Below are 21,600 nucleotides of genomic sequence, written 5' to 3'. Positions count from 1 at the left end.
TCTCACGCCGGCAGGCTCGACACGTCCCGGTCGTGGAAGCGGTGGGCCGCGACGGCCTCGGCGAAGGGCCGGGCGATGTCGTCGCCGACGACGACGCCCTGGGTGCCCGGGAGGTGGGCGGACTCCAGGAGCTGGGCGCCGGAGCCGACCGCGCCGATGGGCTTGCCGTGCTTGTACGCCTCCATGATCCAGAACTGGGCGCGGCCCATCGCCGCCAGGGCCTGGCCGTCGGCGGCCACCACCGCGTCGTACAGGACCGAGTTGGCCGCGCTGAGCTGCCGGTCCACCGCGATGCCGGCGATCGAGCCCTCGTGCGGGGCGATGATCTCGCAGATCGCGCCCTGGCCCTCCAGGGCGTGCTTGAGCGCGGTGACGGCGGCCGCGTCGGTGCCGTCGGCCATGAGGACGGCGATCCTACGGGTGGCGACGCCGCCCGGCTGGTTCGTCATGCTGAGCGCCGGCGAGGCGGCGGAGTGCACCGGCCCGCCCTGCGGCACGGGCAGGCCGAGGCCGTGGGCGACCTGCTCGGCCAGGTCGGGGTGCACCGGGGCGAGGAGCTTGAGCACGCCTTCCTTGATGTGCTTGCGCTCCACGTGCCCCAGCTCGAACAGGAACGCCGAGACGATGTGCCGCTTCTCCCACTCCGTCATGCTGTTCCAGAAGAGTGTGGCCTGGCTGTAGTGGTCGTCGAAGCTGGGGCTGCGCTTGCGGATCTTGGTGCCTTCCACCTTCTCCTGGTAGTGCTTGTAGCCGTCGGAGGCGGCGGGGCAGCCGCCGCTGATGGAGTTGACGGCGTAGCTGGTGCGCGACTCGTGGATGAGGTGCTGGTGGAAGCCGTCGCGCTGGTCGTTGCGCACGTCGCTGATCGGCCGGTTGACGGGGATCTGGGGGAAGTTCGGCCCGCCCAGCCGCAGCAGCTGGGTGTCCAGGTAGGAGAAGAGCCTGCCCTGCAGCAGCGGGTCGTTGGTGAAGTCGATGCCGGGCACCACGTTGCCGAGGTGGAAGGCCACCTGCTCGGTCTCGGCGAAGAAGTTCTGCGGGTTGCGGTTGAGCACCATCTTGCCGATGGGCCGCAGCGGCACCTGCTCCTCGGGAATGATCTTCGTGGCGTCGAGCAGGTCGAAGTCGAAGTCGTGCTCGGCCGACTCGGGCACGAGCTGCACGCACAGCTCGTACTCGGGGAAGGCGCCCCGCTCGATCGCCTCCCACAGGTCGCGCCGGTTGAAGTCGGGGTCGTTGCCCTGGATGCGCAGCACCTCGTCCCACACCAGCGAGTGGGTGCCGAGCACGGGCCGCCAGTGGAACTTCACGAACGTCGCCCGCCCCACGGCGCTGACGAACCGGAACGTGTGCACCCCGAAGCCCTGCATCATCCGGTAGGAGCGCGGGATGGCCCGGTCCGACATCAGCCACATGACCATGTGCATCGTCTCGGGCTGCATCTGGACGAAGTCCCAGAACGTGTCGTGCGCCGACTGCGCCTGCGGGATCTCGTTGTGCGGCTCGGGCTTGACGGCGTGCACGAAGTCGGGGAACTTGACGCCGTCCTGGATGAAGAAGACGGGGAAGTTGTTGCCGACCAGGTCGAAGTTGCCCTGCGTGGTGTAGAACTTCGTGGCGAACCCGCGCACGTCACGTACCGTGTCTGCCGACCCGCGCGATCCCGCCACGGTCGAGAAGCGCACGAACACCGGCGTCCGCACCTGCGTGTCGGCCAGGAACTCGGCGCACGTCAGGTCCCCCATCGGTTCGTAGGCCTGGAAATAGCCGTACGCGCCCGCTCCCCGGGCGTGCACCACCCGTTCCGGGATGCGCTCGTGGTCGAAGCGGGTGATCTTCTCGCGGAAGTGGAAGTCCTCCATCAAGGTGGGACCCCGGGTGCCGGCCTTCAGCGAGTTGTCGGTGTCGTCGACCGGGCAGCCCTGGTCCGTGGTCATGGGCAGGTCGTCCAACGGCACCCGGTGGCTGCGGAGCTGGGCGTCCTTGGCGTCGGTCTCAGGCTTCATGCGGTTCCCCCTGGCTGTCGAACCACACCTACCCCGGCCACCTCCGAGGCCACTCCGGCGGATCCGTACAGTGGAGGGAAAATTCCAGATAACGGATGGGTTTTGATGATCAAGGCAGTGGTGCTGGACGTCGGTGAGACGCTCATCGACGAGACGCGCATCTGGTCACGCTGGGCCGACCGGCTCGGGGTGCCCAGGTTCGTGCTGATGGGCGCGCTCGGCGGGATGGCCGCGCTCGACCGGTCCCACAGCGAGGCGTTCGAGCTCGTACGGCCCGGCTTCGACGTGGCGGCCGAGACGGCGGCGTGGGAACGGGACGAGCCCGGCAGCCTGCGCAACCATTTCGACGCCGAGGACCTCTATCCGGACGTGCGGGAGGCGCTCGCCGCGCTACGGGCGGCCGGCTACCAGGTGATCGTCGCCGGCAACCAGCCGGAGCGGGCTCATGGCGCGCTGGTGGCGATGGAGCTGCCGGTCGACTCGGTGCACACCTCCGACGGGTGGGGAGTGGCCAAACCGGCGCCGGAGTTCTTCGCCAAGGTCGCGGCGGTCGCCGGCCGGGAGCCGGCGGAGATCCTCTACGTGGGGGACCGGCTGGACAACGACGTGCTGCCCGCCTCGGCGGCGGGGATGCGCACGGCGCTGCTGCGCCGGGGGCCGTGGGGCTACCTGCACGCCGAGCGGGCACAGGCCGCCCAGGCCGCCGACGTGATCGTCGACGACCTGCACGCCCTGCTCCCCGCGCTGCGCGCCATGGCCTGACGGCCGGGCGTCACTCGTCGTCGCGCTCGATGTGCACGGCGCGTTCCTCGGCCGACAGGTCACCGCCGTCCTCGCCCCAGTCGGAGCCGATCTCGCGGTCTTCCGCGTCGGCTTCCAGGCCCTCGTCCGGCTGAGTGAGCCGGTGCTCGGGCCGGGGCGCGTGCCGTAGCCTGTCGGGCATCTCGCGTCTGAGACGTTCGTCGAGCGAGTCGCGATGCCGGGGATCGTCCTCGGTGATGTCGTGGTTGAGACCCTGGTCGTCGGTCCATTCCTCGACCGTGATCCCCTGCTCGTCGCTGTAGCCGTGTCGGTCCGGAGGCTGTTCGGTCATACGCGTCCCCTACCCCGTGGACGGGCCGGAATCCTAAGTTCCGGACTGCCGGAGCGCGTCGCGCAATTCCTGCTTGTCCATCTGCGACCGGCCGGGGATGTCGGCCCGCTGCGCCTGCTCGTACAGCTCGGCCTTGGTCTCGCCGGGGACGGTCAGCGCGCGCAGCTCCTCGTCGCGGCGCTGCTGGAATTCCTTGCCGAGCTCCTGCAGCCGCTTGGCGTCCGCCGACTCGGCCAGCTGGGGGAGAAGGTCGCTCTCTTCTTCCTGTACGTGGTGGGTGACGGCGTCGGCGAGCTGCTGGAGGGTCTGGCGGAACTCGGCGGTGCCGGGTTCGGCGCGCACCAGGGCGTCGAGCAGGACCTCGGCCTCCTTGTGCTCCTCCACGCCGTGGTGGGCGTCGAGGTGGGGGTAGACCCGGTCCTCCTCGGCCCGGGAGTGGGCGGTGAGCAGGGCGTGCAGCTCGGCCACGGTGGCCGCCAGGTCGCCGCGGCCGCTCTTGAGCCGCTCGAAGAGCGCTTCGACTTCGCGATGGTCATGGGTGATGAGGGAGATGACGTCGGTTGCCATGACGACCGGGACTACCCCGCCCACGGCACTCCAATCACCTGCGGCCCCAGCTGTCAGGCATTCTCCAGAGCGGGGCGCAGCGGGGCGCCCGGCGTCTCCAGCGGGCGCTGGGCGAGGGCCGGGGCCCGCTCGGGGCGCCGGGCGAGCCTCGTCAGCACCGCCGCGGCCGCCAGGGTCGCCACCACGCAGGCCACGCCGCCGGCTTCCAGGGCGACGCGGGGGCCCAGGGTGTCGCTCAGCAGGCCGAGCACCGGCCCGCCGATCGCGCCCGAGGCCGCGCCGACCATGCCGACTGCCGCGATGACGCGGCCGCGCATCGCGTCCGGGCTGTCGAGCTGGGCCCGTGCCGAGACGGTGGTGTCCACCAGGATGGCCCCGGCCGCGATCGGCAGCATGGCCGCCGCGAACGCCGGCAGCGTCGGCAGCAGCCCGCTCAGCGCCTGCAGGACGCTGATGGCGAACGCGGAGACGAGCAGCAGCCGCATCGTCAGCCGCGGCCGGGAGGCGGTGATGATGCCGCCCACCACGGTGCCGACGGCGAACACGGTGGACAGCAGGCCGTAGCCGCCCGCGCCGCCCTGCAGCGGGCCCGCGCTCATGGCGGCCATGGTGACCTGGTAGTTGCGGCCCAGGCTGCCCAGCACCAGCGACAGCGCGAGCATCACCAGCAGCCACGGCGTGCGCAGGACGTACTTCAGCCCGGCGGCGATCGCGCCGGGCTCGCGCTCGGCGCCCTCCAGCTCGTGGAACTCCGACGGGCGCATGGCGGCGACCGCCGCGATCACCGCGAAGAACGTGAAGGCGTTGGCCACGAACAGCCCGCCCTGGCCGGTGATCGGCAGCAGCACGCCCGCCACGGACATGCCAAGGATGCGCCCGGCGGAGTTGATGACGGAGCCGAGCGCCATCGCGTTCGGCAGGTCCTCGCGCGGCACCACCTCGGCCCCGAAGCGGCCCAGCGCCGGTCCGCCGAGGGCCGAGACGACGCCGCCGGCCAGCGCCACCGCGTAGATGGGCAGCACGGAGTCCACGCCCGTCAGCGCGAGCACGGCGAGCACGGCGGCCAGGGCGGCCTGGGCGAGCTGCGCCGCGATCACCACCGGGCGGCTCGGCAGCCGGTCGGCCAGCGCCCCGCCCCACATGCCCAGCAGCAGGGTCGGCAGGGCCTGCATCACCAGGCTGAGTCCCACGCTGGTCGCCGAGCCCGTCATGGACAGCACGAGCCAGTTGACGCCCAGCACCTGCATCCAGGTGCCGGTGATGGAGACGAGGTCCGCGCCCGCCCACAGCCGGTAGTTGTGATGACGCAGCGCGCGGAACGTGGAGGAAGTGAGAGACAAAACTTTTCCTGTGCTTGACGGTGGCGACAGGTGGTGAACACGCTCCTCCCGGAGCCGGATTTCCGGTATGTCCGAAAAGTGAGCTAAGTCACGTTTAAAACGCCCGCAGGTCGGCCAGCGCCTCCAGGCCCGCCACGTCCAGGATCTCCAGCCCTCCGGCACACCGCCGGACCAACCGGCGTCGCCGCAGGTCGCGCAGGGCCTTCCCGGTGATCTCCGGATCGGTCCCGGCCAGCGACGCGAGCTCCGCCCGGGTCAGCGGCACGCCGACGTCCAGGCCCCCGGGCCCCGGCCTGCCGTGCCGCCCGGCCAGCGACAGCAGCAGCCGCGCCAGGCAGGCCGGCGTGTCGTAGCCGGCCAGGTCGAGCCTGCTCTGCTCCGCCCAGCGCAGCCGGTCCACGATGAAGCGGCTCATGGCCAGTCCCGCCGGCGCGCAACCCCGTACGAAATCCAGGAACGCCGGGCCGCTGACGACCGAGGCGCGGACGGCGCCGCAGGCGGTCACGGTGGCGGCGTGCAGGCTGTGGGTGAGCGGGACCATGTCGCCCACCACGTCGCCGGCCACCCGGACGGCCAGCAGCGACTCGTGGCCGCCGTCGGGGGCGGACACCTTGGCGAGACCCTCCAGCAGCACGAAGATCGGCTTGCTGGCCTCGCCCTGGCGCATCAGCACCCGTCCGGCCCCGAACCGGGCCTCGGTCCCGAGAGCGAGCAGCCGCTCGCGCACGGGGTGCGGCAGATAGTGGAGGAAGGTGCCCTCGGGAAAGCTGTGCAGACCGGTCATGTCCCCCTCCGGCATCCCTCGCCTCATGGCGAATATGGCACCGGAACGGTGGTCAGACCAGTTCGAGTGGCCTATCCCTGTTCGCCAGAGCCGCGTAGTGGCCACCGGCGGCCATCAGGGTGTCGTGCGTGCCGCGCTCGACCACCCGGCCGCCGTCCAGCACGATGATCTCCCCGGCGTCGCGGATCGTGGACAGGCGGTGCGCGATCGTGATCGTGGTGCGGCCCCTGGCCAGCGCGTCGAGGGCTTCCTGGACGGCGCGTTCGGTCTGGGTGTCGAGGGCGCTGGTGGCCTCGTCCAGGATCAGCACCGGCGGGTCGCGCAGCAGCGTGCGGGCGATGGCCAGCCGCTGTTTCTCGCCGCCCGAGAAGCGGTGGCCGCGCTCGCCCACCAGCGTGTCGTAGCCGTCGGGCAGCGCGGCGATGTGGTCGTGGATGCGGGCGGCCCGCGCCGCCGCCTCCACCTGCTCGTCGGTGGCGGCAGGGTCGCCGAAGCGCAGGTTGTCGGCGATCGAGGCGTGGAACAGGTAGGTCTCCTGCGACACCACGCCGACCGTCTCGGCCAGCGACTCGAAGGTCAGCTCGCGCACGTCCACGCCGTCGATCGTCACCCGGCCCTCGCTCACGTCGTACAGGCGCGGCGGCAGGTAGCCGAGCGTGGTCTTGCCGGAGCCCGTCTCGCCCACCACGGCCAGGCTGCCGCCCGCCGGGACGGTGAGGTCGATCCCGCTGAGCGTGGGCGTGTCGCCGTAGGAGAAGCCGACACCCTCGAAACGGACCTCGCCGCGCACGTCGCGCAGCGTACGGGTGCCGGGGGTGATGTCGACGGGCAGGTCCAGGTATTCGAAGATGCGCCCGAACAGCGCCAGCGAGCTCTGCACCTCCACGCCCAGCCGCAGCAGCGACACCGTCGGCCTGAACAGCGTGGCCTGCAGCGTGGTGAAGGCCACCAGGGTGCCGACCGAGATCGCGCCGGTGTGGCCGACGGCCCAGTAGACGGCCGCGGGCATCGCGGCCATGATCACCTGGATGGACGACTGCCGCCACCGCCCGGCCATGCTCGCCCGCACGCCCAGCGCGGCGAGCTCGTCGGAGGAGCGGGTGAAACGCCCGGTCAGGTCCTGGGAGCGGCCCATCGTCCGGCCGAGCAGGATTCCGCTGATCGACAGCGACTCCTGCACCATGGCGGAGATCACCGCCAGCTTGCGCTGCCGCTCGGCGGTGATGCGCTTGCGCTCGCGGCCGACCTTGCGGCTGATCCACACGAACACCGGCAGCAGCAGGAGTGAGACCACCGTCAGCCGCCAGTCGAGCGCGAGCATCGCGACGACCGTGGCGATCACCGTGGTCAGGTTGGAGACGAGCGAGGTGGCGGTCGAGGTGACCACCGACTGCATGCCGCCGATGTCGTTGGCGATGCGCGACTGGATCTCGCCGGTCCTGGTGCGCGTGAAGAACGCCAGGGACATCCGCTGCAGATGGCCGTAGACGGCGGTGCGCAGGTCGTGCATGACGTGCTGGCCCACCGTGGTGGACACCAGCGTCTGCACCACGTCGAACACGCTGGTGGTGACGGCCACGGCGATCATGCCCAGCGCCAGCAGCGTGAGCAGGCCGGTGTCGCGGGACGGGATCGCCACGTCCAGCACCTCGCGCAGCAGGAACGGCGAGGCGAGCGAGACCAGGGAGGCCAGCAGGATGAGCCCGCCGACCAGGGCCAGGCGGCCGCGGTAGGGGCGGAACAGGGTGATGATGCGCCTCAGGGGCGCGCGTGGTTCATCGGCCAAATCGGATCCTCATTTCTGATGTTGTCTCAAACAGAGGTTACCTCAGTAAACTGTCGGTATGGAGGACATGGAGCTCGCCGAACTGTTCCACCTGGTCGGGCGGCGGTTGCGGCACCGCTACGCGCACCGGCTGGAGCCGCACGGGCTCAACCCGGGACAGGCGCGGGCGCTGCGGGCGCTCGCCGACGCGGGGGAGCCGCTCCGGATGGTCCAGCTCGCCGAGGCGCTGCGCATCGTGCCGCGCTCGGTCACGCCCGTCGCCGACGCGCTGGAGGAGGCCGGGCTGGTGCGCCGGGAGGTCGATCCGGCCAACCGGCGCTCGACCCTGGTCATGCTCACCGACGCCGGCCACGCCGCCGTCGAGCGCGCCCGCGAGGCGCGCCGCCAGGCGGGGCAGGAGCTGTTCGCCGTCCTGTCCGACGACGAACGCGACCGGCTCAAGGAGCTGCTGCGAACGGTGGACGGGCAGTCCGGGTGAACGGCCGTCAGGGGAACGGTCGTCAGGTGGGTGGACTTCAGGTGGGTGGCCTTGAGGTGGGTGGCCGGACGTGGCCGCCGACGACGGTCGCCAGGCAGCCGGGCCCGGCCAGCAGGGCCGCGTACGGATAGCGCCCGCGGGCGTCGAAGACCGCGAAGTCGGCCCGGCCGCCGGCGTGCAGCGAGCCCGCGCCGCCGGGCCCGCCGGTCATCCCCAGCGCCTGTGCCCCGCCGAGCGTCGCGGCCCGCACCAGCCGCTCGTCCAGCCCCCGCACCCGGCCGCCGAGCCCGCGCACGCGCTCCCGTACGGTGGCCGCCTGCCCCAGCACGTCACCGCCGGGGAAGGTGCCGAAGGCCAGGGGGTTGCCCTCGTCCAGGAGGGCCAGCCACTCCTCCGGGTGCGGAGGCGACGGGCAGAGGGCGACGGCGGTGCCGCGCAGGCGCAGGAGCTTGCGCTCGCCGGGGTCGAGGGGGCGGGCGCAGGCGACGTGGCAGTGCGGGCCGAGGACGCCGGCCTCGTCCAGGGCGGCGGGCGGGTGCTGGTCGAGACGGACCAGCAGGCGCAGGCCGAACGTCCTGGCGAGCACCGCCACGTCCTCCAGCACGTGCGGGTCGCGGGTGCGCGGTGCGACGCCGACGGCGCACGGCCGGTCCACCTCGCGGATCGCGGTGATGAGGGCGTCGCGGCCGCGCTCCTCCCACTCCCGCTCCGACGCGCACCGCACCTCGGCGTAGGAGACGCCGGGGAGCGCGACGGGGGCGGCGGTCACGACGGCCCGCGCGGTCACGCCCGGTCCCGGCGGGCCGGGGGCGGCGCAGGCGTCGACCAGCCCCGCCACGATCATGCCCGGCCACCGCCGCTCGTCGGTGACGGGGAAGGCGTCCAGCAGTTCCGTCCTGGGGCCCACTCCCAGCACCCGCTCGCCCCGCACGGCGACGGCGCCGTCCCGGAGCGGCCCGGCGGTGATGGGCAGGACCAGCGGCGCGGAATGCAGGACGACGGGCGCGGGCGCGCGGGCGTTCAGCCTGGTTCCGGAACGCCGCGCGGACCTCATTGGAGCTCCCGTCTCGACTGCTGGCGTATTGTCCCCGTCTGGGCATTAAACGGGGTCTTGTCCCAGTCGCGCAATCACTTCGCGAACCCTCGCGGCCGGTAGCGTCCCGACAGCCGGGCCAGCTTCAGGCTGAGGTGCAGGGCCAGCCGCTCGCCGCCGTCCTTCAGGTCGGTGCGGGCCAGTTCCTCTACCCGCTGCAACCGGTAGTAGAGCGAGGTCCGGTGCAGGCGCAGCGCCCGCGAGGTGGCCACCGCGCTGCCCGCCAGGTCCAGATACGTCTCCAGCGTCTCCAGCAGCGGCAGGTGCTGGTCCTCGGCGAGCAGGAGCTCCAGCCCTGGATGCAGCTCCTGGTCGGGCAGCCCGGTGAGCATCCGGTAGACGCCGAGCCGGTCCCAGCGGGCCGAGCGCCCGAGGCCGTGCACGCGCGCCGCCACCTCGGCCGCGTGCCGGGCCTCCGCGTACGAGCCCGCCGCCTCGGCCAGCGTCTGCCGGGGCCGCCCGACGCCGACGACGACCGGGACGGACACGGCGGCGTGCAGTTCGTCGGGCGGGACCGGGGCGCCGGCCACGAGCAGCACGGCGTGGTCGTAGCGGACCAGGTGCAGCGGATGGTGACCGCTCAGCCGCCGCCGCACCGCCAGCAGGCCCTGCTCCAGCGCCAGCCGCAGCGCCTCGTCCGGCTCGCCCGACGGCGGCTTGGCGACCAGCGCCGTCACCGGCTGCCCCTGCGGGAAGGCGCCGGCCTCGATGAGCTGCCTGGCCGCGTCCTGCTCGCCGAGCAGCAGCCCGGTCACCGCCTCCAGCTCCCGCTGCGAGGCCAGGCCGGTGGCCAGGCTCTCGTGGAAGAGCGCCAGGGCCAGCCCCGGGGCGGCCGCCGCGGCCTCGGCGACCTGGGCGGCGGTCATGGCCGGCGAGGCGTCGATGAACCACAGGAATCCGAGCAGCCCGGCCTCGTGCCGTACCGGGACGCACAGGCGCGGCAGCAGGCCGAGATGCGGCGCGCCCGGGGTGCGCAGCGGGCCGGGGGAGTCGTGCGCCCCGGCGTCGCGCAGCCACTGGCGCACCTCCGGCGTGGTGTGACGGCGCAGGATGGAGTCGCGGCGGATGTCGTCCATGACGCCGTTCTGCTCGCTGTAGGCGACGACCCGCTGCAGACGGTCCTCCAGCAGCAGCGGGCGGTCGAGCCGGGCGGCGAGCTCGTCGACGATCCGCTGAAGATCCGCCACAGGCGCCCCTTTATGTGGGAATTTCAACAAATGTCGGAACGGCGACTACAGCTCTTCCCTACAACTGACCGGTGATCTCGGTCAATAGGGTCTATACCGTCAATCCGTGTGAACGCCCCGAAGAAGCTGCTCAAGGGCTTGCTTGCGGTCATCGTGATGATTCCGCTGAGCCTGATGGCGACCCCCGCTTCCGCGACACCCCCCGCAGACGATCCAGAGCACCCCTGGCGGCTGGAGCACTGGCCGCAGACCCAGCCGTGGCAGCGCGACGCGCCCGAGGAGGCGCCCTCGCTGCGCCGCGACCGCCCGTCCGGCGGCGTCAAGCCGATCGACCCGCAGAACTGGGTGAACCCCGACCACATGACGTGGACGGACTACAAGCAGATCCCCGGCACGAAGTGGAACGACCCCGCGGCCAAGGGCTCCAAGCGCACCTTCAAGGGCGCGCTCGTCCTGCTCGACTACCCCAACCAGTCGTTCGTGGTGACCCGGCCCAAGGGATCGACCATCTTCGGCAACCCGAGCGCCCAGGCCCACGACGTGCCGCGTGACCAGGTGGCGAAGTTCTACCAGGACTTCCTCAACACCCCGAACGACCTCAACCGGGGCCACACCATCCACGAATACTGGATGGAGGACTCCGGGGGCCGCTACGGCGTCGAGCTGACCGGCTTCGGCCCGTACACGATGCCCGGCAAGGACCACGAGTACGCCATGGAGATGCAGGGCGGCGAGGGCTGCCCCGCGGGCGACTCCTGCACCAAGAACCTGCGTGCCGACGGCAACGCCGCCTGGCTGGCCGACGTCGGCCAGGAGACCGCCGACCAGTTCGACTTCGTCTTCTACCTGAGCGCCGGCCAGGACGAGTCGTCCACCTGGCAGGAGTTCGGCATGATGAAGTTCCCCACCAAGGAGGACGTGCCGGACGCCTGGGGCCCCGAGGGCGACGCCGCGCTGCCCAACTGGTCCAGGACCCGCTACGTCGAGTGGACCTCCTGGCAGTCCGGCTCCACCTTCTGGCCCAATGCCCGCTTCGGCGTCGACTCGGTGCAGGCCGAGAGCTCCGGCATGGGCGTCTACGCCCACGAGCTGAGCCACATCATGGGCATCGCCGACAACTACAACAACCCGTACGGTCAGCCGCCCAGGCGCGCCTACACCGGCATCTGGGAGATGCTCAGCCGCGGCAGCTTCAACGGCCCCGGCGGCCCGCACTCCCGCTGGCTGATCCCGCCCACCTCCGGCGGCTCGATGGGCGCCCAGCACATGCTGCGCAACAAGATCAAGCTGGAGATGGTCGACGAGGCGCACGTGCTGCGCCTGTCGCGCGAGGCGCTCGACGAGTCCGGCCTGGTCACCGCCCGGGTCACCGCCCGCGCCGTGCAGCCGGGCGAGAACGGGCTGGCGGGCGTCAACGTCCAGTTCGACACCAAGGACGAGAGCACCGGCTCCTGCGACGAGGACGTCGACCCGCTCTGCGACGGCGGCGGCTACGACAACTACACCGTCGAGGTCGTGGACCGGATGGGCACCGACTCCTTCACCCCCGACTCCGGCGTGCTCCTGGCCAAGACCAAGAACGCCGACCGGGCCCCGTTCGAGTGGGTGATCGACGCCAACCCGCAGGACATCGGCATGACCGACTACGTGATGCCCGACGGTACCAAGGTGCCGATCACGATCGGCGACTACCGGCAGCTGTCCGACGCCCTCTTCCACGCGGGCACCGATTCGGGCAGCGAGTACGAGTACGTCGACGAGGCCAACCGCCTGCACTTCTACGTCACCGACGTGCACCGCGACCGCCAGGGCGTGCTGTCCTACACCGTCGCGGTCCGCTCCCTCGACGGCGCGGGCCCGCAGCGGCGCGGCGTCCGGCTGCTGCCCGCCGCCGGCATCCCGTCCGGCAAGAACCTGTCCACCTGCTCCTTCCCGCTGTTCAACACCGGCAGGTCCGGCCCGGTGCGGGGGCAGCACCCCGAGGACGTCAGCGCCTACCTCGGCTCCGACGTCTACCGGCTCAAGGCCGAGGTGTCGGGCAAGGGCTGGACCGCCCAGCTGCCCAACGCGCTGGCCTCCGTCGCCGCCGGCGAGCACGCCAAGGTGAAGGTCAACGCCGTCCGCGGCGACGGCGGCTCCCGCCTCGCCCGGGTCAAGCTGACCGCCACCTCGGAGAGCGACCCGTCCAAGTCGATGACGGCCACCTGTCACGTGATCGGCCTCTAGGCGAACGATGGGGCACGGCCGGCGCGGGCCGTGCCCCATCGGCTCGAACCACACCGCGAAGGGGTTCGCGTACGTGACAGGCGAGCCGGACCCTGGAGCTGCTCAGACGAGCGGAGACCTGAGCAGCTCGCCGGCCGCCTGCCTCGCCTCGTGGATGCTCTCCTCGAACAGCCTGCGCACCTGCGACGCCTGGTCGGCCAGCTCCTTGATGTGCGCGCGGGCCAGGTCGTCGCGCACGGTCTCGGCGACGAGCTGCTGGTAGTCCGGGGTGCGCGCGGCCAGCGCCTCCAGCCGCTGGTGCGCGTGGAACACCTTGTCGGCCTTGAGCACCTGTTTGGCGTACTTCTCCAGGTTGCGCACCCGTCTCGACAGGGAGGTCCAGGCGGCGTCCAGGGCCGTGCTGTAGGGCTTGAAGGCGTCCGCCAGGCCGGAGGGCAGGTCGCGGGGGACCAGCCTGCCGTGCTCGGCGTGCATGGCTGACAACTTGGCCAGCCGCTGACTGATCTGCCAGAGCTCCTCCGGCAGGGTGACGCGGTTGTCGATCGTGTCGATCAGCCCCGCCCGGTGCACCTGCGAGCCGAGGATCGCGTCGGCCGCCGCCTGCGCGCGGCGCAGCAGCACCTGGCAGGGGTAGTCGAGGTCCTCGGGCAGGACGTAGTGGCCGGCGTACTCGTAGGCGAGCCGGAGGCGCCGCCTGGCGGCGCGGTTGGTGGCGTCGACGGCCATCCAGCGCAGCATCGCGATCAGGCTTAGGCCCATCGCCGTCATGGCCACGCCGGCCATGCTGCCGGTCACCAGCCAGATGAACAGCAGCGCGCCGGGCACGACGAACAGCCAGGCCGAAGAGTGGGAGGGCTCCATCCGCCGGCCGGTCCTGGCCATGCGGAGCACCTGAGGGCTGGAGCGCAGTTCGACCGAGATTTCCGGGGGCAGCGATGGATCGATCACCATCCGTGGGGGCAGGGAGCGCGGATCCATACGTTCATGCTGCGTTATGAAGACCGAATTCGCTGAGATTTGCCCGACATATAGGGTCAACGTGATGAACGCGATGACGAGATGGATCGATCTGGAAGGCGCGGTCAACGTCCGCGATCTGGGCGGACTGCCCACGCGGGACGGCGGCGTCACCCGCTACGGCCGCATCCTGCGCGCCGACAACCTGCAGGGACTCACCCCCGCCGACGTCTCCCGCCTGGTCGGCGACCTCAAGCTCCGGCACGTCGTGGACCTGCGCTCCACGGCCGAGGTCGCTCTGGAGGGGCCGGGCCCGCTCACCGCGGTGCCCGAGGTGACCCACCACCATCTGACGCTGTTCGCCGAGGGCGGCCGGCACACCGACGTCGAGGCCGACACCATCGACGGCGAGCGCGTCCTGCCATGGCAGGAACGGCAGGTGGACGAGGAACTGCGCGTCACCGGCTTCTACTACGGCTACCTGCGCGACCGGCCGGACGCGGTGGTGGCGGCGCTGCGCGCGATGGCGGCGGCCGACGGCGCGGCGGTGGTGCACTGCGCGGCCGGCAAGGACCGCACCGGGGTGCTGTCGGCGCTGGCGCTGGAGCTGGCGGGCGCGACCCGCGGGGCCATCGTGGAGGACTACACGGCCACCGGGGAGCGGCTGGAGGCCGTCCTGCGGCGGCTGCGCGGCAGCGCCACCTACCGCGACGACCTCGACTCCCGCCCGGCCGACGACCACATGCCTCGGCCGCGCTACATCGAGCAGTTCCTCGCGGTGCTCGACGACCGCTTCGGCGGGCCGCAGGAGTGGCTCGAACAGCACGGCTGGACGCCGGACGACACCGCGGCGATGCGGGCCCGCCTGCGCGAGTGACTCAGCCGGGCCGGACGACGGCCGACTCAGCCGCCGACCGGCGGGCGGCCTCGATCACGGTCAGCGTCTCCACGGCGCCGGCCGGGTTCACCGGCACGGGCGCGCCCGTGCGAAGCGCCCGCTCGACGCCTCGGTAGAAGCCGGGGTAGTCGCCCGCCTCGGTGGGCACCGGGCGCAGCTCGTCACCGGCCCCGAGGACTCCCCACCGGTCCTCGGGCTCGTCGCCGAACCCCGCCTCGCCGGGGTCGCGCCCGGCCCGCAGCCGCTCCTCCTGCACGTCCAGCCCGTGCTTGACGTAGGCGGCCGCCGAGCCCAGCACCCGGAAGCGCGGGCCGAGCTGCGCGGCCAGCGAGCTCGCCCACAGGTGCGAGCGGGCGCCGCCGTCGTGCGTCAGCGCCACGAAGGTGTCGTCGTCCGCGCCGACGCCCTCGCGCCGCACGTCGCTCTCGCAGTAGACGGACCGGACCGGGCCGAGCAGCTGAATCGCCTGGTCGACCAGGTGGCTGCCCAGGTCGTACAGCAGCCCCCCGGCCTCGCCGGGGCCGCCGGACTCCCGCCAGCCGCCCTTGGGCGCCGGCCGCCATCGCTCGAAGCGCGACTCCAGCCGCAGCACCTCGCCCAGCTCCCCGCCGGCGGCCAGCCGGCGCACGGTCAGGAAGTCGCCGTCCCACCGCCGGTTCTGGAACACGGTCAGCGGCAGCTCGCGCTCGGCGGCCAGCCGCACCACCTGCCTCGCCTCGTCGGCGGTGCGGGCGAACGGCTTGTCGACGACCACCGCCTTGCCGTGCCGCAGCGCCTCGCCCGCCAGGCTCGCGTGGGTCCGGTTGGGGGAGGCCACCACGACCAGGTCGCAGCGTTCCCACAGCCGCTCCACGTCGCCGACGCCCTCGGCGCCGTAGCGGGCCGCCACCTCGGCCTGCCGCTCCGGGTCACGCGTCACCACGGCCGTCAGTTTCAGCCCCTCGGTGGCGTGGACGAGCGGCGCGTGGAAGAACGCCCCGGCGGTCCCGTAGCCGACCAGGCCCACCCTGATCATCGGCTCACTCGTCATCACGCTCGGCCAGGAACCTCTCGAACTGGGCGGCGAGCTCGTCGCCGGTGGGCATCGGGGTGGCGTCGGCGATCAGGTTCTCACGCTCGGCGCCGGCCGCGAACGCGTCGTACTGCTGCTCCAGCCCGGTGATCGCGTTGGACAGCTCGGCCGACGCGCCGATCTGCTCCTCGATCTCCGTCGTCGTGCGCCGGGCCGCCTCGCGCAGGCCGTCCATCGGGAAGACCAGCCCGGTGTTGCGGGTGACCGCCTCCAGCCCGGCGACGGCCGCCGTCGGGTATTCGGCCTGTGACAGGTAGTGCGGCACGTGCACGGCGTAGCCGACCGCGTCGCGGCCCCGGCCGCCGAGCCGGAACTCCAGCAGCGCCGCCACGCTGCCCGGCACCTGGACCCGGCCGAACGCGCTGGTCTGCGGGCCGATCAGGCCGGGCCGGCTGGCGTGCATGGTGATGCCGAGCGGCCTGGTGTGCGGAACCGCCATCGGGATGCCGTGCAGGGTGACCATCCGGCTCACGCCCAGGCGCTCGACCAGGGTGCCGACCGCGCGGGTGAACAACTCCCACTCCCGGTCCGGCTCCGGGCCGCTCATCAGCAGGAACGGGGTGCCCGTGGTGTCCTCGACCGCGTACACGGCGAGCTCAGGGCTCTCCACCTCCACCCATTTGTCGGTGTCGAATGTCATGATCGGCCGGCGCGAGCGGTAATCGAGCAACCGGTCCACGTCGAACGTCGCCACGACCCGGTGCTCCAGCTCGGCCAGCAGATGGCCCAGCGCGAGGCGCCCGGCGGCGCCGGCGTCGACGAAACCGTCGAAGTGGTACAGCAACACCGGATCGGTCAGCTCGGGGACGTCGTCTGCGAGCTTGTAGAGATCCGTCGGGTCGAACACGTCTGAACAGCCTTTCCCTAGGTACTCATCTCCAGAACCCACGGCGAGCCGGAACGATTCCGTGCTCGGCACCCTATCGAGGCACAATGAACCCATGGACGGGGACCCGGAGCTCGAAGAGTTCGCCACCAGGATGTTCGACCTGGCCAGGAGCGGCGACACCGACGCGCTGCGCGCGTACGTGGAGGCTGGCGTCCCGGCCAATCTCACCAATGACAAAGGTGACACTTTGCTGATGCTCGCGGCTTACCACGGCCACGCGGCGACCGTGGGCATGCTCATCGAGCAGGGAGCCGATCCGGGGCGGGCCAACGACCGTGGCCAGACACCGCTCGCGGGTGCGGTGTTCAAGAAGGAGTCCGCCGTGGTCAGGGCGCTGCTCGACGGCGGGGCCGACCCGGCCGCCGGGAATCCGTCAGCGATCGACACCGCGCGGATGTTCGCGAACGATCAGTTTCTGGAATGGTTTCGGGCAAAGTAGTTCATAATATGAAATAAGCGTCAATGGGGTGAGTATGGCATTTCGAACGGTCCATCGTCATGCTGGATGAGTGGCTAATTCTGCGCATTCCTTCAGTAGGCGACCACTCCAGATCCCTCCGCTGCCCTGCCCGTTCCCCAATGAGATAAACGAGCACGCCGCGGAGGTCGACGCCGAGAGCCATACCTGGCTGGCCGCCTCACACCTGCTCGCCGGAGCCGACACGATCGAACACTTCCGGCGCTCCAAGATCGGCATGCTCGCCGCGCGGACCAACCCCTTAGTGCCGCGCGACGCGCTGAGACTGATCAACGACTGGTACAACTGGCTGTTCGCCTTCGACGACGCCTTCTGCGAGGGCGAACTGATGGGCCACCGCGCCTCCGCGCTGGCGCGCGCCCTCCCGCCACTCCTGGAGATCCTCGACCGGCGCAAGGAGCCCGACGGCGACGACCCGTTCGGCGTCACCCTGCGCGAACTCCTCGACCGCATCGCGGAGTCCGGCACCCCGGCCCAGGTCGACCGCTGGCGCACCACGGTCAAGGAATACCTGTTCGCCCAGATCTGGGAGGCCGCCAACCGGGAGGTCGACCTGATCCCCACCCCCGAGGACTACGTGCTGATGCGCCGCATCACCGGGGCCACCTTCACCTGCTTCGCCCTCATCGACGTCGGCGGCGGCTATCGGCTCGAAGCCGAGGAATGGCACCACCCCGATGTGCGCATGCTCTCCGACCTGGCCTGCGACCTGATCGGATGGGACAACGACCTGCTGTCGTACGCCAAGGAGCGGGGCAACGACAAGGCCCGGCACAACCTCGTCACGGTGCTGGCCACGCACCGCACGTTCAACCTGCAGGAGGCGCTCGAAGAGGTGTCGAACATGCACAAAGCGGCCATCGCCGCCTTCGTCGAGCGGCGGGCGGCGCTGGACAAGTGGGCGTCGCTGCCGGTCCGCAAGTACGTGCGCGGACTCGAACACTGGGTGCGCGGGCACATCGAGTTCTCGCTCGGCAGCGCCCGATACGTGCACGCCTGGCCGACGGACACCCGCTGGCCGCAAGCCGTCTAGATCACGCAGGCTCTCCTTCAGGTCCCACGGTCCAGGTCCCGGACCGCTTCAGGCCGAGCCGACCTCCGGGGCGTCCAGGTCGCCGAGCGCGAGCGCGGACGCCTCGTCGAGGTCCAGCCGCCCGCCCTCGTCGAACGACGCCTGGTAGGCGCGCTCGCCCATCGCCTTCTGGCACTCCTTGACGCACTGATCGTGATCGCCGGTCAGGAACGGCGCGCCGAGCATCGGCAGGCCGGCCGTCTTCCAGTTCTGCTGCAGGGCGCCGAGCAGCCGGGCCGCCAGCGGCTCCTGGCCCATCGCCGCGAAGATCCGCGCCGTCGTCTCCAGCACCAGCAGCGTGCCCAGCGTGTCGTGGAAGTGGCGCTTGATCCGCAACCCCTCGCGGGCGGCGTCCAGCGCCTCGCCCGGCCGGGCGCTGCCCAGCTTGGTCAGCGACATCGCCCACTGCGCGTAGGAGCTCACCCACAGCTCGCCGCGCTCCTTGCACACCTGCAGGCAGTCGTTCAGCAGCGACTCGGCCTCGTACAGCTCGCCCTGCGCGGACAGCACCAGCGACAGCTCGACGATCGCCGGCAGCAGGCCCGGGTTGAGCTCCTTGTTGTCGGTGTTGAACTCGATCGCCACGCCCAGCAGCGCGCTGGCCTTCTGCAGGTCGTCCTGCAGCAGCGCGGCGGTGCCCTGCATCTTGGAGGCCAGGATCACGGCCTTGGAGTCGCCGACCCGGACCGCCTCGGTGCTGCACCGCTCGGCCGCGTCGAGCGCGCCGACGCTGTCGCCCTGGGCGCTGCGCACGTACGACAGCACCCACAGCGCCTTGCAGCGCTCCTTGCTGAAGCCCTTGTTGGCCTCCAGCGCCCGCTCCAGGTAGAGCCGGCCCTCGCGGGCGAAGCCGCAGCACACCCACAGGAACCAGAGCGACGACAGCAGCGTCAGCGCCAGGATGGACTCGCCCGGGGTGCGCAGCGCGTGCTCCAGCGCCAGCCGGACGTTGTCGTGCTCCTGGCGCATGCGGATGAACCAGTAGATCTGCCTCGGCCCCGACCAGGCGTCCTCGCTGCGCTGCGCCAGGCCGAGATAGTAGGCCAGGTGCTTGTGGCGCAGGTCCTGGGTCTGGCCGAGCTTCTCCAGCCACTCCTCGCCGTACTCGGCGAGCGTGTCGATCAGCTTGTAGCGGACACCGGCGTGGTTGCTGTTGATGAGCAGGATCGACTTCTCCACCAGACCGGTGACCAGGTCGGTGATCTCCTCCTGCGGCAGCCGCTCGTCGGAGCACACGCTGCGGGCCGCCTCCAGCTCGAAGTCGCCGGCGAACACCGAGAGGCGCGCCCACAGCAGCCGCTCGGCCGGCTCGCACAACTCGTGGCTCCACCCGATGGCCGCGCGCAGCGTCTGGTGGCGCGGCAGCGCGGTGCGGCTGGCGCCCGCCAGCAGGCTGAACCGGTCGGCCAGCAGGCCGAGGATCTGCTCCACCGACAGCGCCCGCAGCCGCACGGCCGCCAGCTCGATCGCCAGCGGGATGCCGTCGAGGCGGCGGCACAGCTCCGCCACCGCGTTGATGTTGAGCTCGTCCAGCGCGAAGTCCGGCACCACCGCCCCGGCCCGCGCCGCGAACAGCTGCACCGACTCGTTGGTGAACAGGTTCTCCATCGGGTCCTCGCCCGGCACCTGAAGCGGCGGCACCGGCACCACGTGCTCGTACGGCAGGTGCAGCGACTGGCGGCTGGTGGCCAGCACCTTCAGGTTGGGCGCCGCCTCCAGCAGCTCGTGCACCAGCTCCGCGCACCCCTGCACCAGATGCTCGCAGGTGTCGATGATGAGCAGCATGTCGCGCGTGCCGACCCACTCCGACAGCGACTCCGACTCGGCGCGCGAGGACTGGTCGGCGATGCCGAGCGCGGAGGCGATCGTGTGCCTGACCATGCCGGCGTCCTGCAGCCTGGCCAGGTCGGCGAACCAGACTCCGTCGGGATAGTGGTTGCGCACCTGATGCGCCAGCCGCAGCACGGTCCGCGACTTGCCCACACCGCCGATGCCCGTGACCGTCACCAGGCGGGACTCGCCCAGGTGCCGCTTGAGGTTGGCGAGCAGACGCGTCCGCCCGACGAAGCTGGTCAGCTCCGCCGGCAGATTGCCTTCTCGCCGCCATCCTGTCGGGGTGGCCATGGGCAGCCTCTCGGGGGGATAGGCGACAACCTGCTTAGGCATCGTACCGCCGAGATCCCCGGGTGTCCCGGCGCCGGGAACGCCCGCGGGGTCGGCTTTGTATCACTCGGTAGCATGTATGCCGTGCAGGATTTTCTCCCGGAGCAGACCTCCGACGACACCGACCTCGGCTGGGGCGACTGGCGCGAGAGCGACCCCGACGCCTTCTATCTCGACAACAAGCCGCCGCACTGGGCGTAGTCGCGCAGTTCGATGCCGGTCGCGAACCGGTCCGTGATCTTGAGCATCGCCTTCATCATCACCCTGCGGCGCAGCATCCAGTTACGCATCCTGATCCGCCCCGGCGTCGCCGGCGCCAGGAACGGCCCGGCGTTCCCCTGCCGCGCCACCTTGGCGTACCCGCGGAACGCCTCCTGATAGGCCGCGAACCCGGCCCGGTGGTCGCCGCCCGCCGCCGCCAGCTCCCCGGCCAGCACGTACGCGCCGACGACGGCCAGGCCGCTGCCGAAGCCGCCCAGCGTGTTGCCGTACGCCGCGTCGCCCAGCAGCACCACCCGGCCCCTGGCGTACTCGTCCGTCTCGACCCTGCTGATCGAGTCCAGGTAGATGTCGTCGCCGGCCTCCGCCAGCTCGGCCAGCACCTCCGGGATCCGCCACCCGGCCCCCCGGTAGGCGTCCATCAGGATGCGGCGCTGCTGCCCGGCGTCGTAGCGGTCGTAGTCGAGCCGCTCGGAGGCGAAGACGAAGAAGCTCGGCGCCTTCTTCCCGCCCAGCGTCGCCATCCTGCCCGGCTCGTTGTACATCTGGTTGCCCGACTCCAGGTCGATCTGCACCAGCGCGTAGTAGTGGCCGAGGAAGCGCACGTACTCCTCCTCCGGCCCGAACGCCAGCCGCCGCACGTTGGAGTGGATCCCGTCCGCCCCCACGACCAGGTCGAACGTGCGCGGCGCCGCCCGCTCGAACGTCACGTGGACGCCTCCGTCCGACTGCGTCAGCGAGGTGATCGAGTCGCCGAAGACGTACTCGCAGCGCTCGCGTGTCCGATCGAACAGCAGCTCGGCCAGATCGCCGCGGAGGATCTCCACGTCGCCGCCGGTGAACTCGCCAGGCAGCACGGCCAGCCGCCTGCCCCGCCCGTCGACGATCTCCTGGTCGGCGCCCCCGGTCCGGCGGCGGTACACCTCGTCCAGGATGCCCATGCGCTCCAGCACGGTGCGGTGCGTGGCGCCCTTGAAGTCGACGGCCTGCCCGCCCAGCCGCAACCGGGGCGCCTTCTCCACCACGGTGACGCGGCACCCGTACCGGTGCAGCCAGTAGGCGAGCGCGGGCCCGGCGATGCTCGCGCCGGAGATGAGGACGGAGGTGTTCTTCATGGCGGTGTTCATGGGGCCGAGCATCGACGGCCGCGCTGACAACCCACCGCCCGCCCGCTGACACCCCCGCCCCCCAGTCCGTTCGCCCCGTCAGCGGGGCGAACGGACTTGGGGGCGGGGGGGTCAGCGGGCTGTGTCCTATACACATCTGACGCTGCCGGCGAAAAGGGTAGTGTA

19 protein-coding genes are annotated in these 21,600 nt (G+C 71.4%); 6 read left to right on the top strand and 13 right to left on the bottom strand.

The window, feature by feature from the left end; translation table 11 throughout:
* Positions 1-2: 2 nt before the first annotated feature.
* Positions 3-2,006 carry a catalase gene (locus ADY59_RS28910; RefSeq protein WP_049568356.1) on the bottom strand — a complete coding sequence of 668 codons (2,004 nt, stop codon included), beginning with the start codon at positions 2,004-2,006 and terminating at the stop codon, positions 3-5.
* A 105-nt stretch (positions 2,007-2,111) separates the two neighbouring features.
* On the opposite strand from ADY59_RS28910, the gene ADY59_RS28905 reads away from it, so the two are divergent.
* Complete coding sequence (locus ADY59_RS28905) at positions 2,112-2,768, top strand: HAD family hydrolase (protein ID WP_049568353.1); 657 nt, start codon at positions 2,112-2,114, stop codon at positions 2,766-2,768.
* Between the two features lie 10 nt (positions 2,769-2,778).
* Here the strand turns inward: ADY59_RS28905 and ADY59_RS28900 are convergent, their stop codons facing one another.
* From ADY59_RS28900 to ADY59_RS28880, 5 genes are all read right to left on the bottom strand, one after another.
* Positions 2,779-3,099, bottom strand: coding sequence for a DUF5709 domain-containing protein (locus ADY59_RS28900; protein WP_049568349.1), 321 nt, complete (start codon positions 3,097-3,099; stop codon positions 2,779-2,781).
* Between the two features lie 33 nt (positions 3,100-3,132).
* A complete protein-coding gene (locus ADY59_RS28895; protein ID WP_049568346.1) occupies positions 3,133-3,666 on the bottom strand; it encodes a hemerythrin domain-containing protein in 534 nt (177 codons plus the stop codon).
* 53 nt (positions 3,667-3,719) lie between these two features.
* Entirely contained in the window at positions 3,720-5,006 is a 1,287-nt protein-coding gene (locus ADY59_RS28890; RefSeq protein WP_049568343.1) for an MFS transporter, read from the bottom strand.
* Positions 5,007-5,100: 94 nt separating this feature from the next.
* Positions 5,101-5,790 (bottom strand): Crp/Fnr family transcriptional regulator, encoded by a 690-nt coding sequence (locus ADY59_RS28885; RefSeq protein WP_156325800.1) that lies wholly within the window; start codon positions 5,788-5,790, stop codon positions 5,101-5,103.
* A gap of 52 nt (positions 5,791-5,842) precedes the next feature.
* Positions 5,843-7,576, bottom strand: a complete 1,734-nt coding sequence (locus tag ADY59_RS28880; protein WP_049568337.1) for an ABC transporter ATP-binding protein — start codon at positions 7,574-7,576, stop codon at positions 5,843-5,845.
* Between the two features lie 58 nt (positions 7,577-7,634).
* On the opposite strand from ADY59_RS28880, the gene ADY59_RS28875 reads away from it, so the two are divergent.
* Positions 7,635-8,054 (top strand): MarR family winged helix-turn-helix transcriptional regulator, encoded by a 420-nt coding sequence (locus tag ADY59_RS28875; RefSeq protein ID WP_049568334.1) that lies wholly within the window; start codon positions 7,635-7,637, stop codon positions 8,052-8,054.
* Between the two features lie 37 nt (positions 8,055-8,091).
* On the opposite strand, the gene ADY59_RS28870 is transcribed toward ADY59_RS28875, so the two are convergent.
* Both ADY59_RS28870 and ADY59_RS28865 read right to left on the bottom strand, forming a co-directional pair.
* Entirely contained in the window at positions 8,092-9,108 is a 1,017-nt protein-coding gene (locus ADY59_RS28870) for an amidohydrolase family protein (protein ID WP_049568331.1), read from the bottom strand.
* Positions 9,109-9,182: 74 nt separating this feature from the next.
* Positions 9,183-10,334: a PucR family transcriptional regulator gene (locus ADY59_RS28865; RefSeq protein ID WP_049568328.1), complete on the bottom strand. Its 1,152-nt coding sequence runs from the start codon at positions 10,332-10,334 to the stop codon at positions 9,183-9,185.
* Positions 10,335-10,442: 108 nt separating this feature from the next.
* Between ADY59_RS28865 and ADY59_RS28860 the strand changes: the two genes are divergently transcribed.
* Positions 10,443-12,560: a M6 family metalloprotease domain-containing protein gene (locus tag ADY59_RS28860; protein ID WP_231618945.1), complete on the top strand. Its 2,118-nt coding sequence runs from the start codon at positions 10,443-10,445 to the stop codon at positions 12,558-12,560.
* Between the two features lie 102 nt (positions 12,561-12,662).
* On the opposite strand, the gene ADY59_RS28855 is transcribed toward ADY59_RS28860, so the two are convergent.
* Complete coding sequence (locus tag ADY59_RS28855) at positions 12,663-13,538, bottom strand: hypothetical protein (RefSeq protein ID WP_156325799.1); 876 nt, start codon at positions 13,536-13,538, stop codon at positions 12,663-12,665.
* Positions 13,539-13,611: 73 nt separating this feature from the next.
* Between ADY59_RS28855 and ADY59_RS28850 the strand changes: the two genes are divergently transcribed.
* Positions 13,612-14,394, top strand: a complete 783-nt coding sequence (locus tag ADY59_RS28850) for a tyrosine-protein phosphatase (protein ID WP_331459534.1) — start codon at positions 13,612-13,614, stop codon at positions 14,392-14,394.
* A gap of 1 nt (position 14,395) precedes the next feature.
* Here ADY59_RS28850 and ADY59_RS28845 read toward each other — a convergent pair whose 3' ends face one another.
* Entirely contained in the window at positions 14,396-15,430 is a 1,035-nt protein-coding gene (locus ADY59_RS28845) for a Gfo/Idh/MocA family oxidoreductase (RefSeq protein ID WP_231618944.1), read from the bottom strand.
* A 4-nt stretch (positions 15,431-15,434) separates the two neighbouring features.
* Positions 15,435-16,334, bottom strand: coding sequence for a proteasome assembly chaperone family protein (locus ADY59_RS28840; RefSeq protein WP_049568321.1), 900 nt, complete (start codon positions 16,332-16,334; stop codon positions 15,435-15,437).
* Between the two features lie 94 nt (positions 16,335-16,428).
* Here ADY59_RS28840 and ADY59_RS28835 point away from each other — a divergent pair, with 94 nt between their 5' ends.
* Both ADY59_RS28835 and ADY59_RS28830 read left to right on the top strand, forming a co-directional pair.
* The gene (locus ADY59_RS28835; protein ID WP_049568320.1) at positions 16,429-16,815 is read left to right on the top strand and encodes an ankyrin repeat domain-containing protein; all 387 of its coding nucleotides are present in this window, start codon (positions 16,429-16,431) and stop codon (positions 16,813-16,815) included.
* 70 nt (positions 16,816-16,885) lie between these two features.
* Positions 16,886-17,887, top strand: coding sequence for a terpene synthase family protein (locus ADY59_RS28830; RefSeq protein WP_156325798.1), 1,002 nt, complete (start codon positions 16,886-16,888; stop codon positions 17,885-17,887).
* Positions 17,888-17,935: 48 nt separating this feature from the next.
* Here ADY59_RS28830 and ADY59_RS28825 read toward each other — a convergent pair whose 3' ends face one another.
* A complete protein-coding gene (locus ADY59_RS28825; protein ID WP_231618943.1) occupies positions 17,936-20,092 on the bottom strand; it encodes an ATP-binding protein in 2,157 nt (718 codons plus the stop codon).
* Positions 20,093-20,256: 164 nt separating this feature from the next.
* Positions 20,257-21,435: an FAD-dependent monooxygenase gene (locus ADY59_RS28820; protein ID WP_231618942.1), complete on the bottom strand. Its 1,179-nt coding sequence runs from the start codon at positions 21,433-21,435 to the stop codon at positions 20,257-20,259.
* Between the last annotated feature and the right edge of the window lie 165 nt (positions 21,436-21,600).

The sequence above is a fragment of the Nonomuraea sp. SBT364 genome (assembly GCF_001083785.1).
Lineage (GTDB): Bacteria > Actinomycetota > Actinomycetes > Streptosporangiales > Streptosporangiaceae > Nonomuraea.
The sequence above is the reverse complement of the archived record's forward strand: the minus strand, read 5'-3'. Positions and strand labels throughout refer to the sequence as shown.